The organism is Erythrobacter westpacificensis (genome assembly GCF_039542285.1).
Classification (GTDB): domain Bacteria; phylum Pseudomonadota; class Alphaproteobacteria; order Sphingomonadales; family Sphingomonadaceae; genus Alteraurantiacibacter; species Alteraurantiacibacter westpacificensis.
In genome coordinates this window covers 46551-64564 of record NZ_BAABHV010000008.1, presented here as the reverse complement: position 1 = coordinate 64564, position 18014 = coordinate 46551, and the positions used below count along the sequence as shown (strand labels likewise).

Genomic DNA, 18014 nt, shown 5'->3' with positions numbered 1-18014 from the left:
TGGAATTCCTCTCCTTTGTCGCCATATGCACAGCATGTCCCTGCCCCCGCAACCCTGGCCGACAGGCAGCGCCGAACAGCTCGAACCGCTGGTCCGCCGCGTGCTTGCTCCCAACGCCTCGCCCTTCACCTACACCGGCACGCAGACCTACCTCGTCGGCGGCGACGAGGGGCTGGCGGTGATCGACCCCGGCCCGGCAGAGGCGGAACACCTTGAGGCCCTGCACAGCGCCATCGGCGGGGCAAAGGTCTGCGCGATCATGTGTACCCACACCCACCGCGATCACTCCCCCGCCGCCGCCCCGCTGGCGGAGGCGACCGGCGCGCCCATCGTGGGCTGCGCGCCGCTGCACATCCACAGCGATGCGCCGCGCGTCGATGCCCCGTTCGACCAGTCGTACGAGCCCGACCGCGTGATGGAACACGGCGAAGCGATGACCGGCCCCGGCTGGACCCTCACCGCCGTGGCAACGCCGGGGCACACTTCCAACCACCTGTGCTTCGCGCTTGAGGAAAGCGGCGCGGTGTTTACCGGCGACCACGTGATGGGCTGGTCCACCAGCGTTGTCGTGCCGCCCGACGGCGACATGGCGGACTACATGGCCAGCCTGCACCTGCTCTACGAGCGCGAGCAGGACCGCATCTACTACCCCGCCCACGGCCCCGCGATAGAGAAGCCCAAGCAACTGGTGCGCGGCATGATCGGCCATCGCCGCCAGCGCGAGCGCCAGATCCTGCGCCTGCTGGGCGAGGAAGCCCGCTCCATCGCGGCGCTGGTGCCGGTGATGTACAAGGGCGTTTCAGAGAAGCTCTGGCCCGCCGCCGGACAAAGCGTGCTCGCCCACCTGCTCGATCTGGAACGCCGCGGCGAAGTGCAGCGTTCAGAGGACATATGGCAGGCGACCTGAAACACGACGAAAGCACGCGCATCGGCGCTGCGCCCCCTCCGGCTGGTCCGCCGCCCGCCCGCACGGTGCCGAATGGTGCGCCGTGGATCGTGGTTTTGCTCATGGTCGTCGCCCTGGCCTGGCTGGCCTGGGAGAAGTGGGGCCCGGAAGAGCGCGGCGATATCGTTGCAACCTCGATGATCGCGTTCGAGAAGCAGAACGCGCTCACGGTCTTCTCCAGCCGGTTCGACGTGGTGGCCGAAAGCGTCAGCACGCCCAGCGTCGGCCCGTTCGAGGTGGAATCGCTGCAATCGCGGCAGGCGATGATCGTGCCCGCTACGGTGGAATACCGGCTCGATCTGTCGGAAATGGATCGCGAAAACTTCGACTGGGACGAAGCGGCTCAGAGCCTGTCCGTCACGCTGCCGCCTCTCGAAGTCTCGCAGCCCAACTTGAACGAGGCCGAGGCACGCTATTTCACCGATGGCCTCTACGTCAGCCGCGACGCATCCGTTTCCCTGAGCCGTAATAACTCGCGGCAGGCAGCCGAGCGCGCAAACGACTTTGCCCGCAACCCCGAAGTGATGGGCCTTGCCCGCAGCGCCGCGCGCGAGGCCGTTCGGCAGAATCTCGCCATTCCGCTGCAAGTCGCCGGGTTCGGCGAAGTTGAAGTGCGCGTCCGCTTTTCCGACGAAGGATAGGTGTCAGGCGGGGCTTTCGCCCTCGTCCTCCAGCACGGCGGCCATGGGCGTGGTTCGCGGCAGGGACTGGAAATCCTGCTGGTCCGCTTCGGGCACCGGCTGGCTGACGGCCATGCGCCAAAGGCCGAACAGTGCGCCACCCAGCGCCACCACGCCAATGACGCTGAACAGGCCCGGCGGTCCGAACGTCGCCATGCCGACAGAGCCCAGCATCGGCCCGCCCGCCGCGCCCACGGAATAGACCAGCACCAGACCGCTGCTCGCCCCCACGCGCTCGCTTTCGTCCAGGTGGTCATTCGAGTGGGCGATACACAGCGGATAAAGCGCGAAGGAGAAGCCGCCGAACAGCGCGCCCACGGCGAAGATCGCCAGCGGTTCGCGCACGAAGGCAAGCGCGGCGCACAGTGCGGCGGTCACGAACATGCAGGCGATGATGACGCGGCGGCGGTCGAACCTGTCGGACAGGCGGCCCAGCGGATATTGCAGCACCACACCGCCGGTGATCACGCACGATGTGAACAGGGCGATCTGCGAGAGCGGCAGGCCCATGCGCTGCACGAACACCGCGCCAAGGGCGTAGAACGCGCCCAGCATCACGCCGTTCGACAGCGTGCCGACAACGCCGAGCGGCGATGCCTCGTAAAGCCGCCTCAGGCTGAACGGCGCGACTTCCTCCAGCACCGGTTGCTGGATCTTCGTCAGCGCTACCGGCAGCACCGAAAGCGACAGCAGCACCGCAGAGGCCATGAACGGCAGCGCGGGTGAATTGTCGCCGAGGTTCAGCAGGAACTGGCCGATGGCTTGCCCGGCGTAGAGCGCGATCATGTAGGCCGCCAGGATCGCGCTGCGATTGTCAGGCTTCGCCACACGGTTGAGCCAGCTTTCGAGGCACACGAACACCCCGCTCATGGCGAACCCGTCCGCAAAGCGCAGCACCACCCACAGCAACGGCGCATCGATGATGGCGTAGGTCAGCGAACTTGCAGAGTAGAAAGATACGAAAGCGGCAAATGCGCGGATATGGCCGACCCGCGCAATCAGCGGGGACACGCGCAGCGCGCCCAGCGTCAGTCCGCCGAAATAGCTGGTGGCGACAAGGCCGATCAGCAGCGCGCCCTGCCCCGCCTGTTCGAGCCGGATGGCGATAAGCGTGCTGAGAAAACCGCTCCCCGCCATCAGGACGAAGATCGCCAGCAACAATGTGCGCACCGAATTGAGCGAGCCGATCATTGGCCGCCTCTAGGCCCCTTGCGGCGGTGTTTCCACCCCGTATTCGCCGCTGCCTGCGCGCTGCTGGACACGCCTCTCCCGCCCTCATAGGGACGGGCCATGGACACGATCTCTTTCGAACAATTCATGGCGGTAGACATCCGCTGCGGCACCGTTGTCGATGCGCAGCCTTTTCCCGAAGCGCGCAAGCCCGCGATAAAGCTGTGGGTCGATTTCGGCGCAGAGATCGGGGTGAAGAAGTCTTCGGCCCAGATCACCGATCACTACACGCCGGAGGGGCTGATCGGGCGCAAGGTGATGGCCGTAGTCAACTTCCCGCCGCGCCAGATCGGGCCTTTCATGTCCGAGATACTGGTGCTGGGCTTTCCCGATGCAGACGGCGCGATCGTTCTGGCAGGGCCGGACAAGGGCTTCGACCTTCCCGACGGCGCGCGGCTCGCTTAGCCGGGAAATCCCAGCGCGGCGCGCAGGTCTCCCAGCCACGGATCGTAGGGCACCCAGGCCCCCTGCCCGCTGCGGTTGATCGGCTGTCGCACCTGTTCGCTGCTGGCCGTGCGAACGGCGCGGCTGGTCTGGTGGAAATTGAGGCAGGCCTCTTCGAACGGCAGCCCGCAATAGTCGAGGATCCGGCGGATCTGACCCTCCGGATCGTCGAGCACGTCCTCGTGCTGCACGCGCAGAACCTTGCCCGGCAAGACCGCGTCCCAGTGCTCCATCAGGTCGACATAGTCGGCGAAGTAGCGACCGATCTCGGTCAGGCCATAGGTGAACTCCTGCCCCTCTGCGAACAGCTGCTTGAAGCCGGAAAAGCAGCAATCCATCGGCGCGCGGCGGGCATCGATGATCTTCGCGTTCGGCAGTATCAGGTGAATGAGGCCGATGTGCCTGAAATTGTTCGGCATCTTGTCGATGAAGAAGGGCGCGCCCTGCCGGTGGATCGCCGTATTCTCGATATATTGCTGGCCGAACTTCTGTAGCTGCTCGCCAGTCAGGTCGTGGAGCACCTCAGGATAATTGGACTGCCCCGCCTTGCGTCCGCGCAGCCGGTGGGCGAGCGCGAGGATATCGGGCAGTTCCATCGTGCCATCGACCTGCGGATGGCTGGCAAGGATCTGCTCCAGCAGCGTAGAGCCCGCACGCGGCAGGCCGAGAATGAAGATCGGATCGGGTGCACCGTGCCCCTCCCCTGCTTGCTTCGCGAAAAGCTCCGACGTGCAGACCTCGCGCTGCTTCGCCAGTTCGGCACTCATGGCATCGGCGTCGTAGCGCGTCTGTGCCCGCTTCAGGGCGTTGCCGCGCTCGTAATGGCCGAAACTGGCCTCGTAATTCTTACGATCCTCGTGCGCCTTGCCCAGCGCGAAGGAAAGGTGGACGCGGTCCATAAAGGCGAGATCGGGCCGTGCTGCCTGGTCCTCCATTTGCGCCATTTCGTCGTCTGAAAAACGATAGGTCTTGAGATTGGCCAGAGCATACCACGCGTCGCCGTGGTCGGGCTTGGCGGCAAAGGCGGCACGGTAGCTCTCGATGGCCTTCTCGGTCTCGCCCGTGGTTTTCAGCGCATGACCGCGGCTGGTTAGCGTGGCGGGATCGCCCGGCACCTTTTCCAGCACCTTGTCGAACAGGGCGAAGGCGCGGTCGTAATCGCCGGTCTGCATGGATTCGATGGCGAGGTGCGACTGGAACAGCGGGTTTTCGGGGTCGCTCTCGTAGAGGCTCTGCGCCTCCTCGCGCGCCCGGTCGAACTTCTGGCGACGGCGCAGCGCGTCGATGTAGTCGAGCCGCACTTGCACGTTCTCGGGCTCAAACACGCGGGCGCTTTCCAGCAGGAATTCCGCATCGTCGAGAATGCCCAGCTTGATCCCGATCTGCGCCAGCAGTCGCATCCCCTCGACGCTTTTCGGATTGGCACGCAGGTAATGGCGGCAGATTTCCTCGGCCCGCAGCACGCGCCCTTCGTGCAGGTGGTGGGTGACGGCCACCAGCTCTCGCGGCAAGCTGGCGAGACGCTGCGCCTGGGTCTGGGCGGCCCGTGCCGCTGCTCCGTCCTGCAATTCGCCAAGCGCGCGCCAGCTCGCATCGAGCGCCGGGTTGAAGCGCACCGCACGCTGGAACGCGGCAATGGCCTGGGAACTGTTGCTCTGCGCACGGGCGAGGTGCCCCGCCTCCTGCCATGCCCGGCCGTATTCGGGCATGGCGGCATGCAGGCGGGCGAGCATGTCGGAGGCCTCTGCAAGGCGACCAAGATAACGCAGCGCCACGGCTGCCATGTACAGCGCCTCGCCATCTCCCGGTTCGCCGGCCAGCACGCCTTCGGCCAGGGCGAGACCTTGCGCGAAGTCGCCCGCCTGCATTGCCTTTTGCGCCAGCGCCAGTTGTTCGTCGCGGTTTTCCATGCGCGTGCCCTTAACAAAGCAAAGCGGCGGAAGCGAACCCGCCGTCCGCTCCCGCCGCTCTCATTTCAGTCCGTCACTGCGGATCAGTAGTCGTAGGACACCCGTACGCCGACCGTAAACGGACGGTTGGTGGTGATCCGAGCGCGGTCGTTCACATAGTTGCCCGAGATCTGCGCGCGCGTGTCGAACAGGTTCTCGCCGTAGACCTCGAAGCGCCACTGGTCGGCCACCACGCCAGCAGCAAGATCAACCACGGTGTAGCTGTCGAGCTTCAGCTTGTTGATCTCGATGATGTCGGTGAACTTCGATGCCGAATAGGTGATCTGCGGCTGGACGAAAGCTTCCAGCGTGTTCGACAGGTCCCATTCGTAGCGGATGCGCGCGTTGCCCTGGAATTCCGGGGCGAAGGCGAGCGGTTCGCCGACCACCACGTCGTCCGTCGGCGTCAGCACTTCCGTGATCTCGGTATCGAGGATCGAGAAGGCACCGGCGAAGGTGAAGCCAGGCAGCGCATAGGGCGCGACGGTGAAATCACCCTCGACGCCGTAGATCTCCGCATTGGCCGCGTTGTCCGAGAAGAACAGGTTGGCGATGCTGGGATCGAAGATCGTCGTCTGCAGGCGGCTGATATCGACATAGAAGGCAGAGCCGTTGAACCGCAGCTGTCCGTCGATCAGGTCGAGTTTCCAGCCCAGTTCGTAGTTCTGCACCTCGTCGGTTTCCAGCTCGAACGGCACGGTGAACCCGGCGCCGTTGGTGGCGCCGCCCGGACGGTTGAGCAGGCCGGGACGGAAGCCTTCCGAATAGGTTGCGTAGATCAGCGTGTCCGGCGTCGGCGTAAGCTGCAGCGAACCCTTGTAGATGAACCCGTCCGTCGCCGCGACGTCGGGCGCGCGCACGGCATTGAAGACCTGCTGCGCCTGCGCGGCGGAGAGACCGGCCGCCTGGATATCTTCCAGTGTGTCGTCCAGCGTAAACGTCTGGCGCAGGTCGGCGTTACAGCTGCCGATGAAGGTATACTCACCGTCGCCGTCGTACAGGTCGTTCAGGTCGGTACCGAAGGCATTGGCATCCTCGGCCGCGCCGGCGTTGCAGAACGAACCGTTGGCGCTGCCTTCGAAATCGACCTCGATGTCGTAGTAGCGCGCGCCTAGCGTGATGGTGAGCAGGTCGGGCACGATGTCGAAGCTGGCTTCGCCGAAAATGCCGATCTGCTCGTCGGTCCGGCGAATGTCGTTACGGAAAATCGTGTCCTGCGGAAACGGTCCCGGGTCGCTGGTATAACCGGCCTGCGGGAAGTTGGGCGCAAAACCGCCGAACGGTGCGGCAGCGACATTGCCCGGATAGTTGAAGTCGTTGCGCTCCTTCAGTTCCAGGTCGGAATAGAAGCCGCCGGCGGTGGCGCGGATGCGCCAGTCATCCGGCGTGCTGAAACGCAGTTCCTGCGTGAACACGGTCGTGTCGCTGTCCGACGTGACGTAAAGGTTGGGCGGCTGGCAAGTGCCCGAGGGATCGCTGTCGCCCGGATAGGAAACCGAACCGTCGCAGATGTAGTAGGGCAGGTACTGGCCGACGAAGAGATAGTCGGTGTAGTCGATGCGCTGCTGCGTCTCGCGGTCGGTGTAGGCACCGGTGTAGACGACATCGAGCATGGCCAGGCGGCCTTCGACGGTCCAGCTGGTGTTGCTGAAGTCGTCTTCCAGGCGATCGTCCTCGAAACGCTGGATTTCCAGGTCATCCAGCCCGCCGAGTTCGGGATCGGCGAAGAACACCCCGTCGCTTTCCAGGCTCTGGCGCGAGTGGGCGACGGTGATCGTCCAGTCAGGCGTCACTTCCCACAACGCGGTGGCGCGGAAACCGGCATAGGTCGTGTCGTTGAAGTTCTCTTCGACGAGGCCGGAGTTGTTGGTTTCGAGGAAGGTCACGTCCGACAGGTCGGCCGTGGACTGGAACCCTGCACGCAGGGAGTTGACCGGAACACCATTGGAGCGGACCGTGCCTTCGGGGCGGAAACGCGCGCTCTCGCTGAGATCGCGGGTGCCCTGCACGTTATCGATGTAGCCGCCCTGATGATCAAGATAGGCCACGCCGCGCACGGCGATGGTGTCCGTCACCGGCACGTTCAGCATGAACTCGGTCTTGTACGAGGTGTCGCCGCCATCGGTGAAGCTGACGCCAGCGCTGGCGCCCGCGTCGAACCCGGCAAGGCTGGGCTTGTTGGTGATGAGGCGGACAACACCGGCCTGCGAACTGGCACCGAACAGCGTGCCCTGCGGGCCAGAGAGTACCTCGATACGCTCCAGGTCGGCGGCGTAGACGTCGAGATTACGGCCCGGCTGAGCCAGCGGCTGCTCGTCCAGGTACATGGCGACGTTCGGCGCGAGGCCCGCAACACCGGCGGTGGTGAGGTTCGGCGTGGTGGAGGCGAGGCCGCGGATATAGATCGTCGACTGGCCGGGGCCGCTGCCGCCTGCGGTGACGGTGGGCAGCTGATCGAGATAGTCCTCGAACGTGTCGATGTTGAGTTCCTGAAGGCCTTCCTCGCCCAGGGCCTGCACGGAAACCGGCACGTCCTGCAGGTCTTCGCTGCGCTTGGTCGCAGTCACGACGATGGTCTGCACGCCGCCCTGGCGGGCCTGGCGTGTCGGTGCCGGTTCGGCATCCTGTGCCGCGGCGGGCGCCGCAAGGGCAATGGCAAGCGCGCCGATGGACGCGCCGCTGATGTATTTCGACATATGGGATTTCCCTCTGTTTCGGATGGTCGCGCCGCTGCAGGATTGCGCTACGCGATTGGAGAATGCGTGCCGCGCAGCATGAATTAAAGAAGTGCGCGCGTGCGGGGTCCAATTAGAGGGATAAAGTCAAAGTTTCTACCGCGCACGGGAGATTTTCAGGATGCGCGGAATGATTGTTGCAGAATAACAACAATTCAACCGCTGAAAACTAATAAATCAAATATAGAACGGTTATTATTTTCAACTGCGAATCCTAGCCATGTTGTATTTAAAGATATACCTTTTAACGGGAAAGGATTCGCAAATATATCTTATTTTTCATTGCAAGGAGGTCCCAAGAGCCGGCATTTATATTGACTCTATTGTGAGTGATCTACTTTGATGCCTCCCAGCTCTCACATGCCTCGGCAGTAGTGGGTACACCGTGACGCTTGCGGATCACGTCGAAAACCACGGCTTTCACGATGGATATGGCCATCAGGGCCACCACCAGGGAGAACGGCAGGGCACCGATGATCATGGTGATACGGATCGCGTCGATCCCGCCGATGATGAGCATGGAGCCGACCATGAACGCCAGCGCCGCGCCCCAGAACAGGATATGGCGGCGGCGCTGTCCTTCGGTATCGCCTGCACCGTTGATCGTGTTGACGATCAGGATCGCACTGTCGGCGCTGGTGATAAGGTAAGTCATCAAGAGCAGCACCACGAGGCCTGACACGACCCAGGCAAAACCGGGGTCGAGCAGCACTGCGAGCGTGGCGTAGAGCTGATCTGAAATACCGGCGTTCACGATGGTCCCGTCAGCCACGCCGCTCAGTTCAAGGTCGATGGCGGTGCCGCCGACCAGCGTCATCCATACAAAGCACATCAGCGAGGGGACGAGCAGCACGCCCAGCACGTATTCGCGCACAGTGCGTCCGCGCGAAATGCGGGCGATGAACATGCCGACGAACGGCGCGAAGGCGATCCACCACGCCCAGTAGAACACGCTCCAGTCGAGTTGCCACTGCACCAGTTCGTCACCCGTTTCCGTACCGCCCGAGAACAGCGTGAGCGCATTCTGGGGCAGCGTGCGAATGTAGTCGTAGAGACCGACGCCGAGCAGCTCGAGGCTCAGCAGTCCCGCGCCGACCACCGCGAACAACGCAAGCAGCGCGAACGACAGGCCCATGTTGATGTTGGAGAGCCACTTGATCCCCTTGCCCACTCCGGAAAGCGCGCTGATGGTGGAAGCACCGACAAGCAGGACCAGCGAAACGATGATGGCGGCAGGGGTCGAACTGCCTTCCGCGTCCACCAGCCAGTCACCCAGGCCCAACCGGTTGAGTCCTGCCACGAACTGCTCCACGCCAAGCCCCATGGTGGTCGCGACACCCAGGATCGTGGCGACCACGGCGACGATATCCACGAGGTGTCCAGGCTTCCCCGACATCGTCTTGCCGAACAGCGGGGCGAGCGCGGACCGAATCGTCAGCGGCAGGTTGCGGCGATAGGAAACATAACCGATGGCCAGACCCACCAGGCCGTAGATGGCCCAGGGTGCCAGCCCCCAGTGCAGGAAGGTGTAGATGTAGGCGGGGCGCACGGCCTCGGCAGACAGCGGCTCTACGGTGCCGCGAATGATGTCCGGGTTGTTCTGGAAGTGCGCCAGCGGCTCGCCCGTCGAATAGGTGAGCATCCCGATGCCGATGCCAGCGCCGAAAAGCATGGCGAACCAGCTGAACTTGCCGAACTCGGGCTCCTCGCCGGGGCTGCCGATCCGCAGGCTTCCCGATTGGGGAAGCGCCGCCAGTACCAGGGCGGTCAGCATTACCGCCGCGGTGACATAGACATACCAGCCGGAAAAAGTGGCGATGATGGTGCTGTTGGCCGCGCTCAACGTCTCGTTCGCGCTGACGGGGAAAAAGATTGCCCACATGATGATGAGCGAGACGATGACTTTGGAAGGGATGGTGACCGATCGGCTGAAGCCGTCGTAGAAACCGCGATTGTGCGTCCTGATCGGCAAATCCACCAGCGGAGGGTTTATCGGAGCGTCGCCCGTGTTCGCTGTCGGTACCTGTTCGGTCACTATCTGGTATCTCCTGTTTCGCTCGCCACGCTGACGGCCCGGCGCAGAATGCGCATGCCAGGGCCGCCGATGCCGGAAATTGCTGCAAGCATAGGGAACTGGCCTGCTATTGCAAACGGACGAGCCGGGCACTTGTGCCGGGCAATCCCCTCGCAAATTTCGCCATGGCATCTATATGCCTGATCAAACGCCAATCTAAATGGGGCCAGAGAGATGACCGACCAGACAGCAATCCCGGCAGGCATAGACTTGCGCGAAGAGATCGATCGCCTGCGCAAGGAACGCAACGCCGTCATCCTCGCCCACTACTACCAGAAGCCCGAATTGCAGGACCTGGCCGACTTCGTCGGGGACTCGCTGGAGCTTTCGAAGAAAGCGGCGGAAACCGATGCCGACGTGATCGCCTTTTGCGGCGTCAAGTTCATGGCCGACACCGCGAAAATCCTCAGCCCCGAGAAGATCGTGGTGCTGCCCGACATGGAAGCGGGTTGCTCGCTGGAGGACTCCTGCCCGCCGGAGAAGTTCGCCGCTTTCCGCGCCAAGCACCCCGATCACATCGCCCTCACCTACATCAACTGCTCGACCGAGGTGAAAGCCCTGTCGGACGTGATCGTCACGTCCTCTTCCGCCGAGACGATCCTGGAGCAGATCCCGGAAGACCAGCCGATCATCTTCGGGCCGGACCGTCACCTGGGCGGCTATCTCAACCGCAAGTTCGACCGCGACATGCTGCTGTGGCCGGGCGTGTGCATCGTGCACGAGGCGTTCAGCGAGCGCGAACTGATGAAGCTGAAGGCAGAGCACCCCGATGCGCCCATCGCCGCGCACCCGGAATGCCCGCCGCACATCATCGACCATGCGGACCACGTCGGCTCCACCAGCTCGATCCTGCAATTCGCCAAGACGTTCGAGGGCGACACGCTGATCGTGGCAACGGAGCCGCACATCATCCACCAGATGGAAAAGGCGCTGCCCGAAAAGACCTTCCTCGGCGCGCCGGGTGCGGACGGCAACTGCAACTGCAACATCTGCCCCTACATGGCGCTCAACACGATGGAGAAGCTCTACCTTCGCCTGCGCGACCTGGAGCCGCGCATCGAGATCGAGGAGGAACTTCGCCTGAAGGCCAAGGCCAGCCTCGACAAGATGCTGGAAATGGCCAGCGGCACGATCGGCAAGGGCGACCTGGGGCGAGTGTAGCCGGGTGGGGCACCGCCCTTTGTTTCGCGCGTTACCCCTGTCATGAAAGCCGAAATCCTGTGGGCTTGGCGTAGGCTCAACGCCAATTACTGGTTCTACCCGGCCCTGTTCGCGGTGTCGGCGCTGTTGCTGGCCTTCGTCTCCCTCTGGCTGGATCGCAGTGGCTATGCCGACTGGCTGAACAATTTCGCCTGGAAAATCGCCTGGCTGGATCCCGCCCGGCCCGAAGGCGCCTCCACGATGCTGCAGGTCATCGCGGGCTCGATGATCGCGGTCGCCTCCACCGTGTTTTCCATCACCATCGTCGCGGTCAGCTATGCCAGCGGCACCTACGGCCCGCGCCTGCTGATCAATTTCATGGAGGACAAGGGGAACCAGCTTTCGCTGGCCACCTTCATCGGCACCTTCGTGTTCGCGCTTACCGTGCTGCGCACCGTGCGCGCGGCAGACGAACCGCCCACCAATCCAGTCGACGCGGCAAGCTCGTTCCCCGGCTTCGTCCCGCAACTCTCGTTGCTCCTGGCCTTCATCCTGATGATCGTATCGGTGGCGGTGCTGGTGTTCTTCCTCAACCACGTGCCTTCCAGCATCCGCATCAACAACGTGATCAAGGATATCGGGAAGCGGCTGATGAAAGCGGTGGCCAAGACCTACCCTGACGACGGCGACCGCGATGCACCGGACAATCGGCCGCGCGGCCGCCCGCTGCGGGCGGAGAAGGCAGGCTACATCCAGCTCATCGACTTCGGCGACATGGAAAAGCTGGCGCGCGAATGCGAATGCGAGATCACGCTAATGGTCCGCACCGGGGACTTCGTGCACAAGGGCTTGCCCATCCTCGAAATCGCCAATGGCTCCTGCCACGAGGGGTGCATGGAGGAACTGCGGGAATGTTTCACGCAAGGGTCCAGCCGCACGCCGGAGCAGGATCCGGAATTCCTGATCGACGAGCTGGTGGAAATCGGCCTGCGCGCCTTGTCACCGGGCATCAACGATCCCTTCACCGCCGTTACTGCCCTGCACTGGCTGGGCGCGGCCACGGCGGACCTCGGCAAGCGGCGGCTGGTGAAGGACATTTGCGAGGGGGATGCGGAAGATTGCCCGATCCATCCGGTGGCGGACGATTTCAGACATTTCGTCCAGCGCGGCTTCGGTGCGATCCGCAGCGCGGTGGCGACCAGCCCGATCGCGTCGAAGATCATGCTTGACACATTGCGTAACGCAGCCCTCACCATAGAAGGCGAAAAGCGGCGCGAACTGCTGCTGGGAGAGGCTGCCCAGTTGCGCGAACAGGCGCGGCTCGCACTCGAAGGGCCGGATCGCCGCGAGGTGGAGGACCGTTTCGATGCGGTGATGATGGATTTCAAGCAGGCCTGAACTACACCGGATTGACGCGTGGACGCGGCGGCTTCCTCGGCCCGGCGACCCTTGCCAACACCAGCGCACTGCCTACCAGCACGATGCCCAGCAGGTCGAGCGGAACCAGCACTTCGTCGAACGCCAGCCACCCGATCAGCGCGGCGACCGCAGGCTGGGTGAGCAAGGCAATACCGATCACCAGCGGCGAGAATGCTTTCAGCGAATAGACGAGCAGCCCCTGTCCCAGTAGCTGGCTGGAAAAGGCCAGCACCAGCACCGGCGTCCAGTCGGTTGGCCAGAACGGCTCGCCTGATAACTGCGCGACCATGAACAGCACGGCGACGCTGGCGCTGCTGGAAAGGGCAAGCACGCTCCAGCTTCCGAAGCTTTTGCGCGCGTCCTGCAACAGCAGCAGGTATCCGGCATAGAGCAGGCCTGCGAGCAGGCAGAACAGATCGCCCACGAAGTTCGCAGTCGACAATTCCAGCGATCGACCCAGCAGCACGGCGGACCCGGCGAAGGCCGCGATAATCGCCTGCCACTCGCGCCCGATGGGCAGGCGGCGCAGCACCACGAAGCCCCAGACCATCAGGATCACGCTGCCCGCATTGCCGAACAGCACCGCGTTCGCCAGTCGGGTATCCCCGATGCCGACGTGCCAGCTGGCGATATCAAGGCCGAAGAACGCCCCGCCTGCCAGCACCAGCAGAATGGCCTTGCGCGGGATGCCGCCGAGCTGCTCACCGCTGAAGGCCGCAAGCAGGAAAAGAAACGGCAGCGCCAGAGCCACGCGCCAGAAGCCCGCGCTGACAGGACCGGTATCCGCCAGCCGCACCAGCCAAGGTCCGCAGGCCAGCGCCACATTGCCCAGCAGCAAAGCCGCGAGGGCCAGCACGCGCGCGCGCAGCGACTGTTCGTCACCGGTTTCGGGACCGGTCATGGGAGGAGCCTACTCGGCCTCGTCGGCCGGTTCCGGCTCTTCGCTTTCGGGGGCCTGCGTCTCTTCGGCAGCAGGCTGAGGAGTCGCGGGAACCGCGCCGCCCTCGTCGCGTGCGTCGGACTCTGCCAGCGGCGCCTGCGAGCGGACCTGGTCGAGCGGCAGCATCTCGTCGCTGATCGTGCCTTCCAGCACTTCGCCCGATGCCTCGCGCCCGTCGTTTTCCACGTCGACCGCCGGATCATCCCCGCAGGCCGAGAGGGCAAGCAGCAGCGGCGCGGCAAGGGCCAGTGTGCGGATGGTGGTCATGGCTTACGCGGTCTCCGGTTGCGAAATGGCGCCGAGGAACTGCCCGGCGCGCGCCAGCAATGCCTCATCCCATTCCTCGGGCGCAACAGTCTTTCCAAGCATCTCCATGCTGGTGACGCCGTATTCGGAAATGCCGCAGGGCACGATGCCGGAAAAATGGCTGAGGTCGGGCGACAGGTTTACGGCGAACCCGTGCATGGTCACCCAGCGCCGCACGCGCACGCCGATGGCGCCGATCTTGGCCTCCGCACCGCTGGCATCGTGCGTCCAGATTCCCACCCGTTCGGGCACGGCGAAGGCTTCCACATCGAAATCGGCGAGCGTGGCAATCACCCAGCTCTCCAGCGCGTGTACGAACTGGCGCACGTCCTTCGTGCGCTTCTTCAGGTCGAGCAGCACGTATGTCACCCGCTGGCCGGGGCCGTGATAGGTATAACGCCCGCCGCGCCCCGTATCGACCACATCGAACCGCGGATCGACGAGTTCGGCCACATCTGCGCTGGTTCCGGCGGTGTAGACCGGCGGGTGTTCCAGCATCCACACCAGTTCCTGCCCCTCGCCCGCTGCCAGCGCAGCGTTGCGCGCCTCCTGCTCGGCCAGCGCCTCGCGATAGGGCACCTGGCCAAGCGACCGGCGCCATTCGATTGCAGGATCGGGAAGATTGCTGTTGTCAGTCATGGTTTGGCGATTGCGTGGCGGGTGCGAAGGCGCTTATCAAGTGGGCATTCGCGAAACAGAGGACAATATGGCGACGAAACTGGACCTTGGACGTGCCTGGAACGAGGCGATGGCGCTGCTTTCCGCCAACAAGGACGTGGTGCTGATCGTGGCCGCGGTCTTCTTCTTTCTGCCCAATGTCATCGCCACGCTGGTGCTGCCCTCCCAAGACGCCCTGATGATGCAGATGGAGGCGCTTGGGGACCAGCCCAGCCCCGAGGAGATGATGGCAGTCTTTGGCGACTATTTCAGCCAAAGCTGGTGGATCTACATCGTCTTCGGCCTGGTGCAGGCGGTCGGCGTGATGGGGCTGCTGGCGCTGCTGACCGATAGCTCCCGTCCCACCGTGGGCGAGGCGCTGGGTTTCGGCGTGAAGGCCCTGGTGCCCTACCTGGTGGCGCAGATTCTGTTCGGCCTCATCATGGTGGCGGTGCCATTCCTGCTGATGGCGATCGGCGGCCTCATCGGCATTGGCGTTGCTGCGCTGCTGGCCTTCGTCGGGATGATCCTTGCCGTCTACATCTGGATCAAGTTCTCGCTCATTTCTCCCGTCATCGCGATCGAGAAGGTGATGAACCCGATCAGCGCGCTGGCCCGTTCGTGGCAACTGACCAAAGGCAATTCCTTCCGCCTGCTGGCCTTCTACGCCCTGCTCGTCATCTGCGTGATGGTGCTGTGGCTGGTCGTCAGCATGGTGCTGAGCCTGTTCAGCGTGATGGGAGAGGAGATCGGTCTGTTCGCCATGGCCATCGGCAGCGGGCTGATGAGCATGGCTTTCTCCACCGTCATGCTGCTGGTGCTGGCGGCCATTCACCGCCAGCTGACCGGCACTGATGGCGAGCCGGTGAGCAAGACCTTCGAATAGCAGTCAGAGGATTTCCTCGACCTTCTCCACCGGGCGGCACAGGCGCACGCCTTTCTCCGTTTCCACCAGCGGGCGTTCGATCAGCTTCGGATCGGCTGTCATCGCGTCCAGTATGGTATCCGCATCGGCATCAGGCAGGCCGCGCTCTTTTGCATCGGTGCCGCTGAGCCGCAGCCCCTCGGCGGGGGACATCCCCGCATCGGCATAGAGTCGCGCCAGCTTCTCGCGCGCTGGCGGGTTCTTCAGGTATTCGACCACTTCGACCTCGACTCCCTCGCGCTCCTGCAGGATCGCCAGCGTGGCGCGCGATTTGCTGCATTTCGGGTTGTGCCAGATGGTCGCTTTCATGGGGCTCCTCTCGTTTGCGTTGCCTGGACGCCCTAGCGCGCAAACTTTTTCGGGCCAACGCCACATTTGCTGTTGTCACTGATAATCATTCTCAATAGAGGCCGCTCTTGCAAATCAATCTCAATAGAGTCGTGAGGGAATTCGTTATCCGTACTACCGCCGCCCGCTTCGCCCTGCTTGCCAGTGTCGCCGCTCTCCCCGCCCCTGCCCTGGCCAATGTGGCCGCAGAGGCAGAGGCGCAGCGCGACTATCTGCCCAGCAACATCATCGTGACCGGTGAGCGCGATACCTATGTGAACGAGGACGGCAGCACCGGCACCAAGACGCCGACGCCGATCATCGACGTGCCGCAGGCCGTCACCGTGATCACGGCGGACCAGCTGGAAGACCAGGGCGTTACCACCCTTAACGATGCCCTGCGCTTCGTTCCCGGCGTCAGCCTGGAAACCGGCGAAGGCCACCGCGACGAGGTGTTCATTCGCGGGCAGGAAACCACTGCCGACTTCTACATCGACGGTCTGCGTGACGATGCCGAGTACTACCGCCCGCTGTATAACGTGGAGCGCGTGGAAGTGCTCAAAGGCGCCAACGCGCTGATCTTCGGTCGCGGCGCGGGCGGCGGCGCGATCAACCGCGTTTCCAAGACCGCCGAGTTCGGCATGCCCGAATACAGCGTCGGCGCGCAGGTAGACACTTTCGGCGCCTTCGCCTTCACCGGCGATGCCAACCTTCCTGCCAGCGAGAGCCTCGCCGTGCGCCTGACGGGCACTTACGAGGAATTCGACAATCACCGCGACGTATACGATGGCCGCTTCTTCGGCATTTCGCCCACGGTCACGGCCAACCTCGGCCCCGATACGCGCCTTTACGCCTACTACACTTATGACAACGACGAGCGCGTGGTTGACCGCGGCCTGCCCAGCTTCGACGGCGGCCCGCTGCGTGGCTATGACGAGACTTTCTTCGGCGACCCCGATTACAATTTCAGCGATGTCGAAGTGCACGTGGCACGCACCCGGCTTGAGCATGACTTCAGTGGCGCGTGGAGCCTCAATGCCAGCCTGATGTTCGCCGATTACGCGAAGTTCTACTCCAACATCGTTCCCTCGGGCGTCGGCACCGGCGGCGGCACCACGCCGACGACGGCGACCCTTTCGGGCTACGAAAGCGGCACGGACCGGCAGAACCTCATCGGCCAGGTAAACCTCGTCGGCCAGTTCGACACCGGCTCTCTCGGCCACACCCTGCTGCTCGGCGTCGAGGCCGGCACGCAGGACACCGATGCCGTGCGCAACCGCGCCCTGTTCAACAACGGGGCCGACACCAGCATCACCGTTTCGCTGGACCAGACCGCCCAGGATTTCGCCTTCACGCTGGAGCCGCAGCGCGCCAGCACCAGCGAGCTCACCACCTTGTCGTTCTACGCCCAGGAACAGCTCGATATCGGCATCCTGCAACTGGTGGCAGGCGTGCGCTACGACCGCTTCGACCTCGAGAGCACGGACCTGATCGCCAGTTTCGACGGCGCCCGCGTGGACGAACGCTGGAGCCCCCGGTTCGGCGCGATCCTGAAACCGCAGGACAACCTCTCGATCTACGCCAGCTACGCAGAGAGCTTCCTGCCGCAATCGGGCAACCAGTTCACGGTGCTGAGCCAACAGTCCGAATCGCTGGAGCCGGAAACCTTCGAGAACATCGAGGCAGGCGTGAAGTATGCGCCGCATCCCGAACTGCTACTGACGGCGGCGATCTTCCGCCTCACGCGCTCCAACACCACCGCGCCCGATCCGGCCAACCCCGGGCTGGTAATCCTGGCAGGTGAGAGCGAAGTCGAAGGCTTCGAACTCGGCCTGACGGGCGAGCCTGTCAGCGGCCTTTCCCTGAGCCTCGGCTATGCCTACCTCGATGGCGAGATCACCTCGACCACCACGGGCGCCGCGGCAGGCACGACCCTGCAACAGGTGCCCGAGCACCAGGTTACGGCGTGGGCGCGCTACGACGTGACGGACCGGATCGGCTTCGGCGCAGGTCTTACCCACCTCTCCGAGCAGTTCGCCAGCATGAGCAACGACGTGGTGCTGCCCAGCTACACGCGCGTGGACGCAGCGGTGTTCTTCGAGGCGACCGACACGCTGTCACTGCAGCTGAATGTCGAGAACCTGTTCAACGAGGAATACTACCCCTCCGCCCACGGCGACAACAACATCCAGCCGGGCGCTCCGCTGAACGCCTCCCTGGGGGCAAGGCTGCGGTTCTGATC

At 63.9% G+C, this 18014-nt stretch carries 15 protein-coding genes; 7 read left to right on the top strand and 8 right to left on the bottom strand.

Annotated elements, in window-relative coordinates; all coding sequences use genetic code 11:
* Positions 1-25: 25 nt before the first annotated feature.
* Together ABFX23_RS04435 and ABFX23_RS04430 are read left to right on the top strand one after the other, a co-directional pair.
* Positions 26-907, top strand: coding sequence for an MBL fold metallo-hydrolase (locus ABFX23_RS04435; protein WP_346031910.1), 882 nt, complete (start codon positions 26-28; stop codon positions 905-907).
* Positions 892-1587: a DUF4230 domain-containing protein gene (locus ABFX23_RS04430; protein ID WP_346031909.1), complete on the top strand. Its 696-nt coding sequence runs from the start codon at positions 892-894 to the stop codon at positions 1585-1587. Before ABFX23_RS04435 ends, ABFX23_RS04430 begins: the two co-directional genes overlap by 16 nt.
* A gap of 3 nt (positions 1588-1590) precedes the next feature.
* On the opposite strand, the gene ABFX23_RS04425 is transcribed toward ABFX23_RS04430, so the two are convergent.
* On the bottom strand, positions 1591-2817 hold the full coding sequence (locus ABFX23_RS04425; protein WP_346031908.1) for an MFS transporter: 1227 nt from the start codon (positions 2815-2817) through the stop codon (positions 1591-1593).
* A 99-nt stretch (positions 2818-2916) separates the two neighbouring features.
* Here ABFX23_RS04425 and ABFX23_RS04420 point away from each other — a divergent pair, with 99 nt between their 5' ends.
* The gene (locus ABFX23_RS04420; RefSeq protein ID WP_120076988.1) at positions 2917-3261 is read left to right on the top strand and encodes a tRNA-binding protein; all 345 of its coding nucleotides are present in this window, start codon (positions 2917-2919) and stop codon (positions 3259-3261) included.
* Here the strand turns inward: ABFX23_RS04420 and ABFX23_RS04415 are convergent.
* The 3 genes from ABFX23_RS04415 to ABFX23_RS04405 form a co-directional block, all read right to left on the bottom strand.
* Positions 3258-5210, bottom strand: coding sequence for a sulfotransferase (locus ABFX23_RS04415; protein ID WP_346031907.1), 1953 nt, complete (start codon positions 5208-5210; stop codon positions 3258-3260). The genes ABFX23_RS04420 and ABFX23_RS04415 overlap by 4 nt on opposite strands.
* Before the next feature lie 83 nt (positions 5211-5293).
* Positions 5294-7945: a TonB-dependent receptor gene (locus tag ABFX23_RS04410; RefSeq protein WP_346031906.1), complete on the bottom strand. Its 2652-nt coding sequence runs from the start codon at positions 7943-7945 to the stop codon at positions 5294-5296.
* A 373-nt stretch (positions 7946-8318) separates the two neighbouring features.
* The gene (locus tag ABFX23_RS04405; RefSeq protein WP_346031905.1) at positions 8319-10019 is read right to left on the bottom strand and encodes a BCCT family transporter; all 1701 of its coding nucleotides are present in this window, start codon (positions 10017-10019) and stop codon (positions 8319-8321) included.
* A gap of 213 nt (positions 10020-10232) precedes the next feature.
* On the opposite strand from ABFX23_RS04405, the gene nadA reads away from it, so the two are divergent.
* On the top strand, positions 10233-11219 hold the full coding sequence (gene nadA / locus ABFX23_RS04400; RefSeq protein ID WP_346031904.1) for a quinolinate synthase NadA: 987 nt from the start codon (positions 10233-10235) through the stop codon (positions 11217-11219).
* A gap of 42 nt (positions 11220-11261) precedes the next feature.
* Positions 11262-12596: a DUF2254 domain-containing protein gene (locus ABFX23_RS04395; RefSeq protein ID WP_346031903.1), complete on the top strand. Its 1335-nt coding sequence runs from the start codon at positions 11262-11264 to the stop codon at positions 12594-12596.
* A gap of 1 nt (position 12597) precedes the next feature.
* Here ABFX23_RS04395 and ABFX23_RS04390 read toward each other — a convergent pair whose 3' ends face one another.
* From ABFX23_RS04390 to lipB, 3 genes are read right to left on the bottom strand one after another with little or no spacing between them, the layout of a single operon-like run.
* The gene (locus ABFX23_RS04390) at positions 12598-13518 is read right to left on the bottom strand and encodes a DMT family transporter (RefSeq protein WP_346031902.1); all 921 of its coding nucleotides are present in this window, start codon (positions 13516-13518) and stop codon (positions 12598-12600) included.
* A gap of 9 nt (positions 13519-13527) precedes the next feature.
* Complete coding sequence (locus ABFX23_RS04385) at positions 13528-13824, bottom strand: hypothetical protein (protein ID WP_346031901.1); 297 nt, start codon at positions 13822-13824, stop codon at positions 13528-13530.
* Positions 13825-13827: 3 nt separating this feature from the next.
* Entirely contained in the window at positions 13828-14502 is a 675-nt protein-coding gene (gene lipB / locus ABFX23_RS04380; RefSeq protein ID WP_346031900.1) for a lipoyl(octanoyl) transferase LipB, read from the bottom strand.
* Positions 14503-14542: 40 nt separating this feature from the next.
* On the opposite strand from lipB, the gene ABFX23_RS04375 reads away from it, so the two are divergent.
* Positions 14543-15406: a hypothetical protein gene (locus ABFX23_RS04375; RefSeq protein WP_346031899.1), complete on the top strand. Its 864-nt coding sequence runs from the start codon at positions 14543-14545 to the stop codon at positions 15404-15406.
* 3 nt (positions 15407-15409) lie between these two features.
* Here ABFX23_RS04375 and arsC read toward each other — a convergent pair whose 3' ends face one another.
* Positions 15410-15754 (bottom strand): arsenate reductase (glutaredoxin), encoded by a 345-nt coding sequence (gene arsC / locus ABFX23_RS04370; RefSeq protein WP_346031898.1) that lies wholly within the window; start codon positions 15752-15754, stop codon positions 15410-15412.
* Positions 15755-15885: 131 nt separating this feature from the next.
* Here arsC and ABFX23_RS04365 point away from each other — a divergent pair, with 131 nt between their 5' ends.
* Positions 15886-18012, top strand: coding sequence for a TonB-dependent receptor (locus ABFX23_RS04365; protein ID WP_346031897.1), 2127 nt, complete (start codon positions 15886-15888; stop codon positions 18010-18012).
* Positions 18013-18014: the final 2 nt, after the last annotated feature.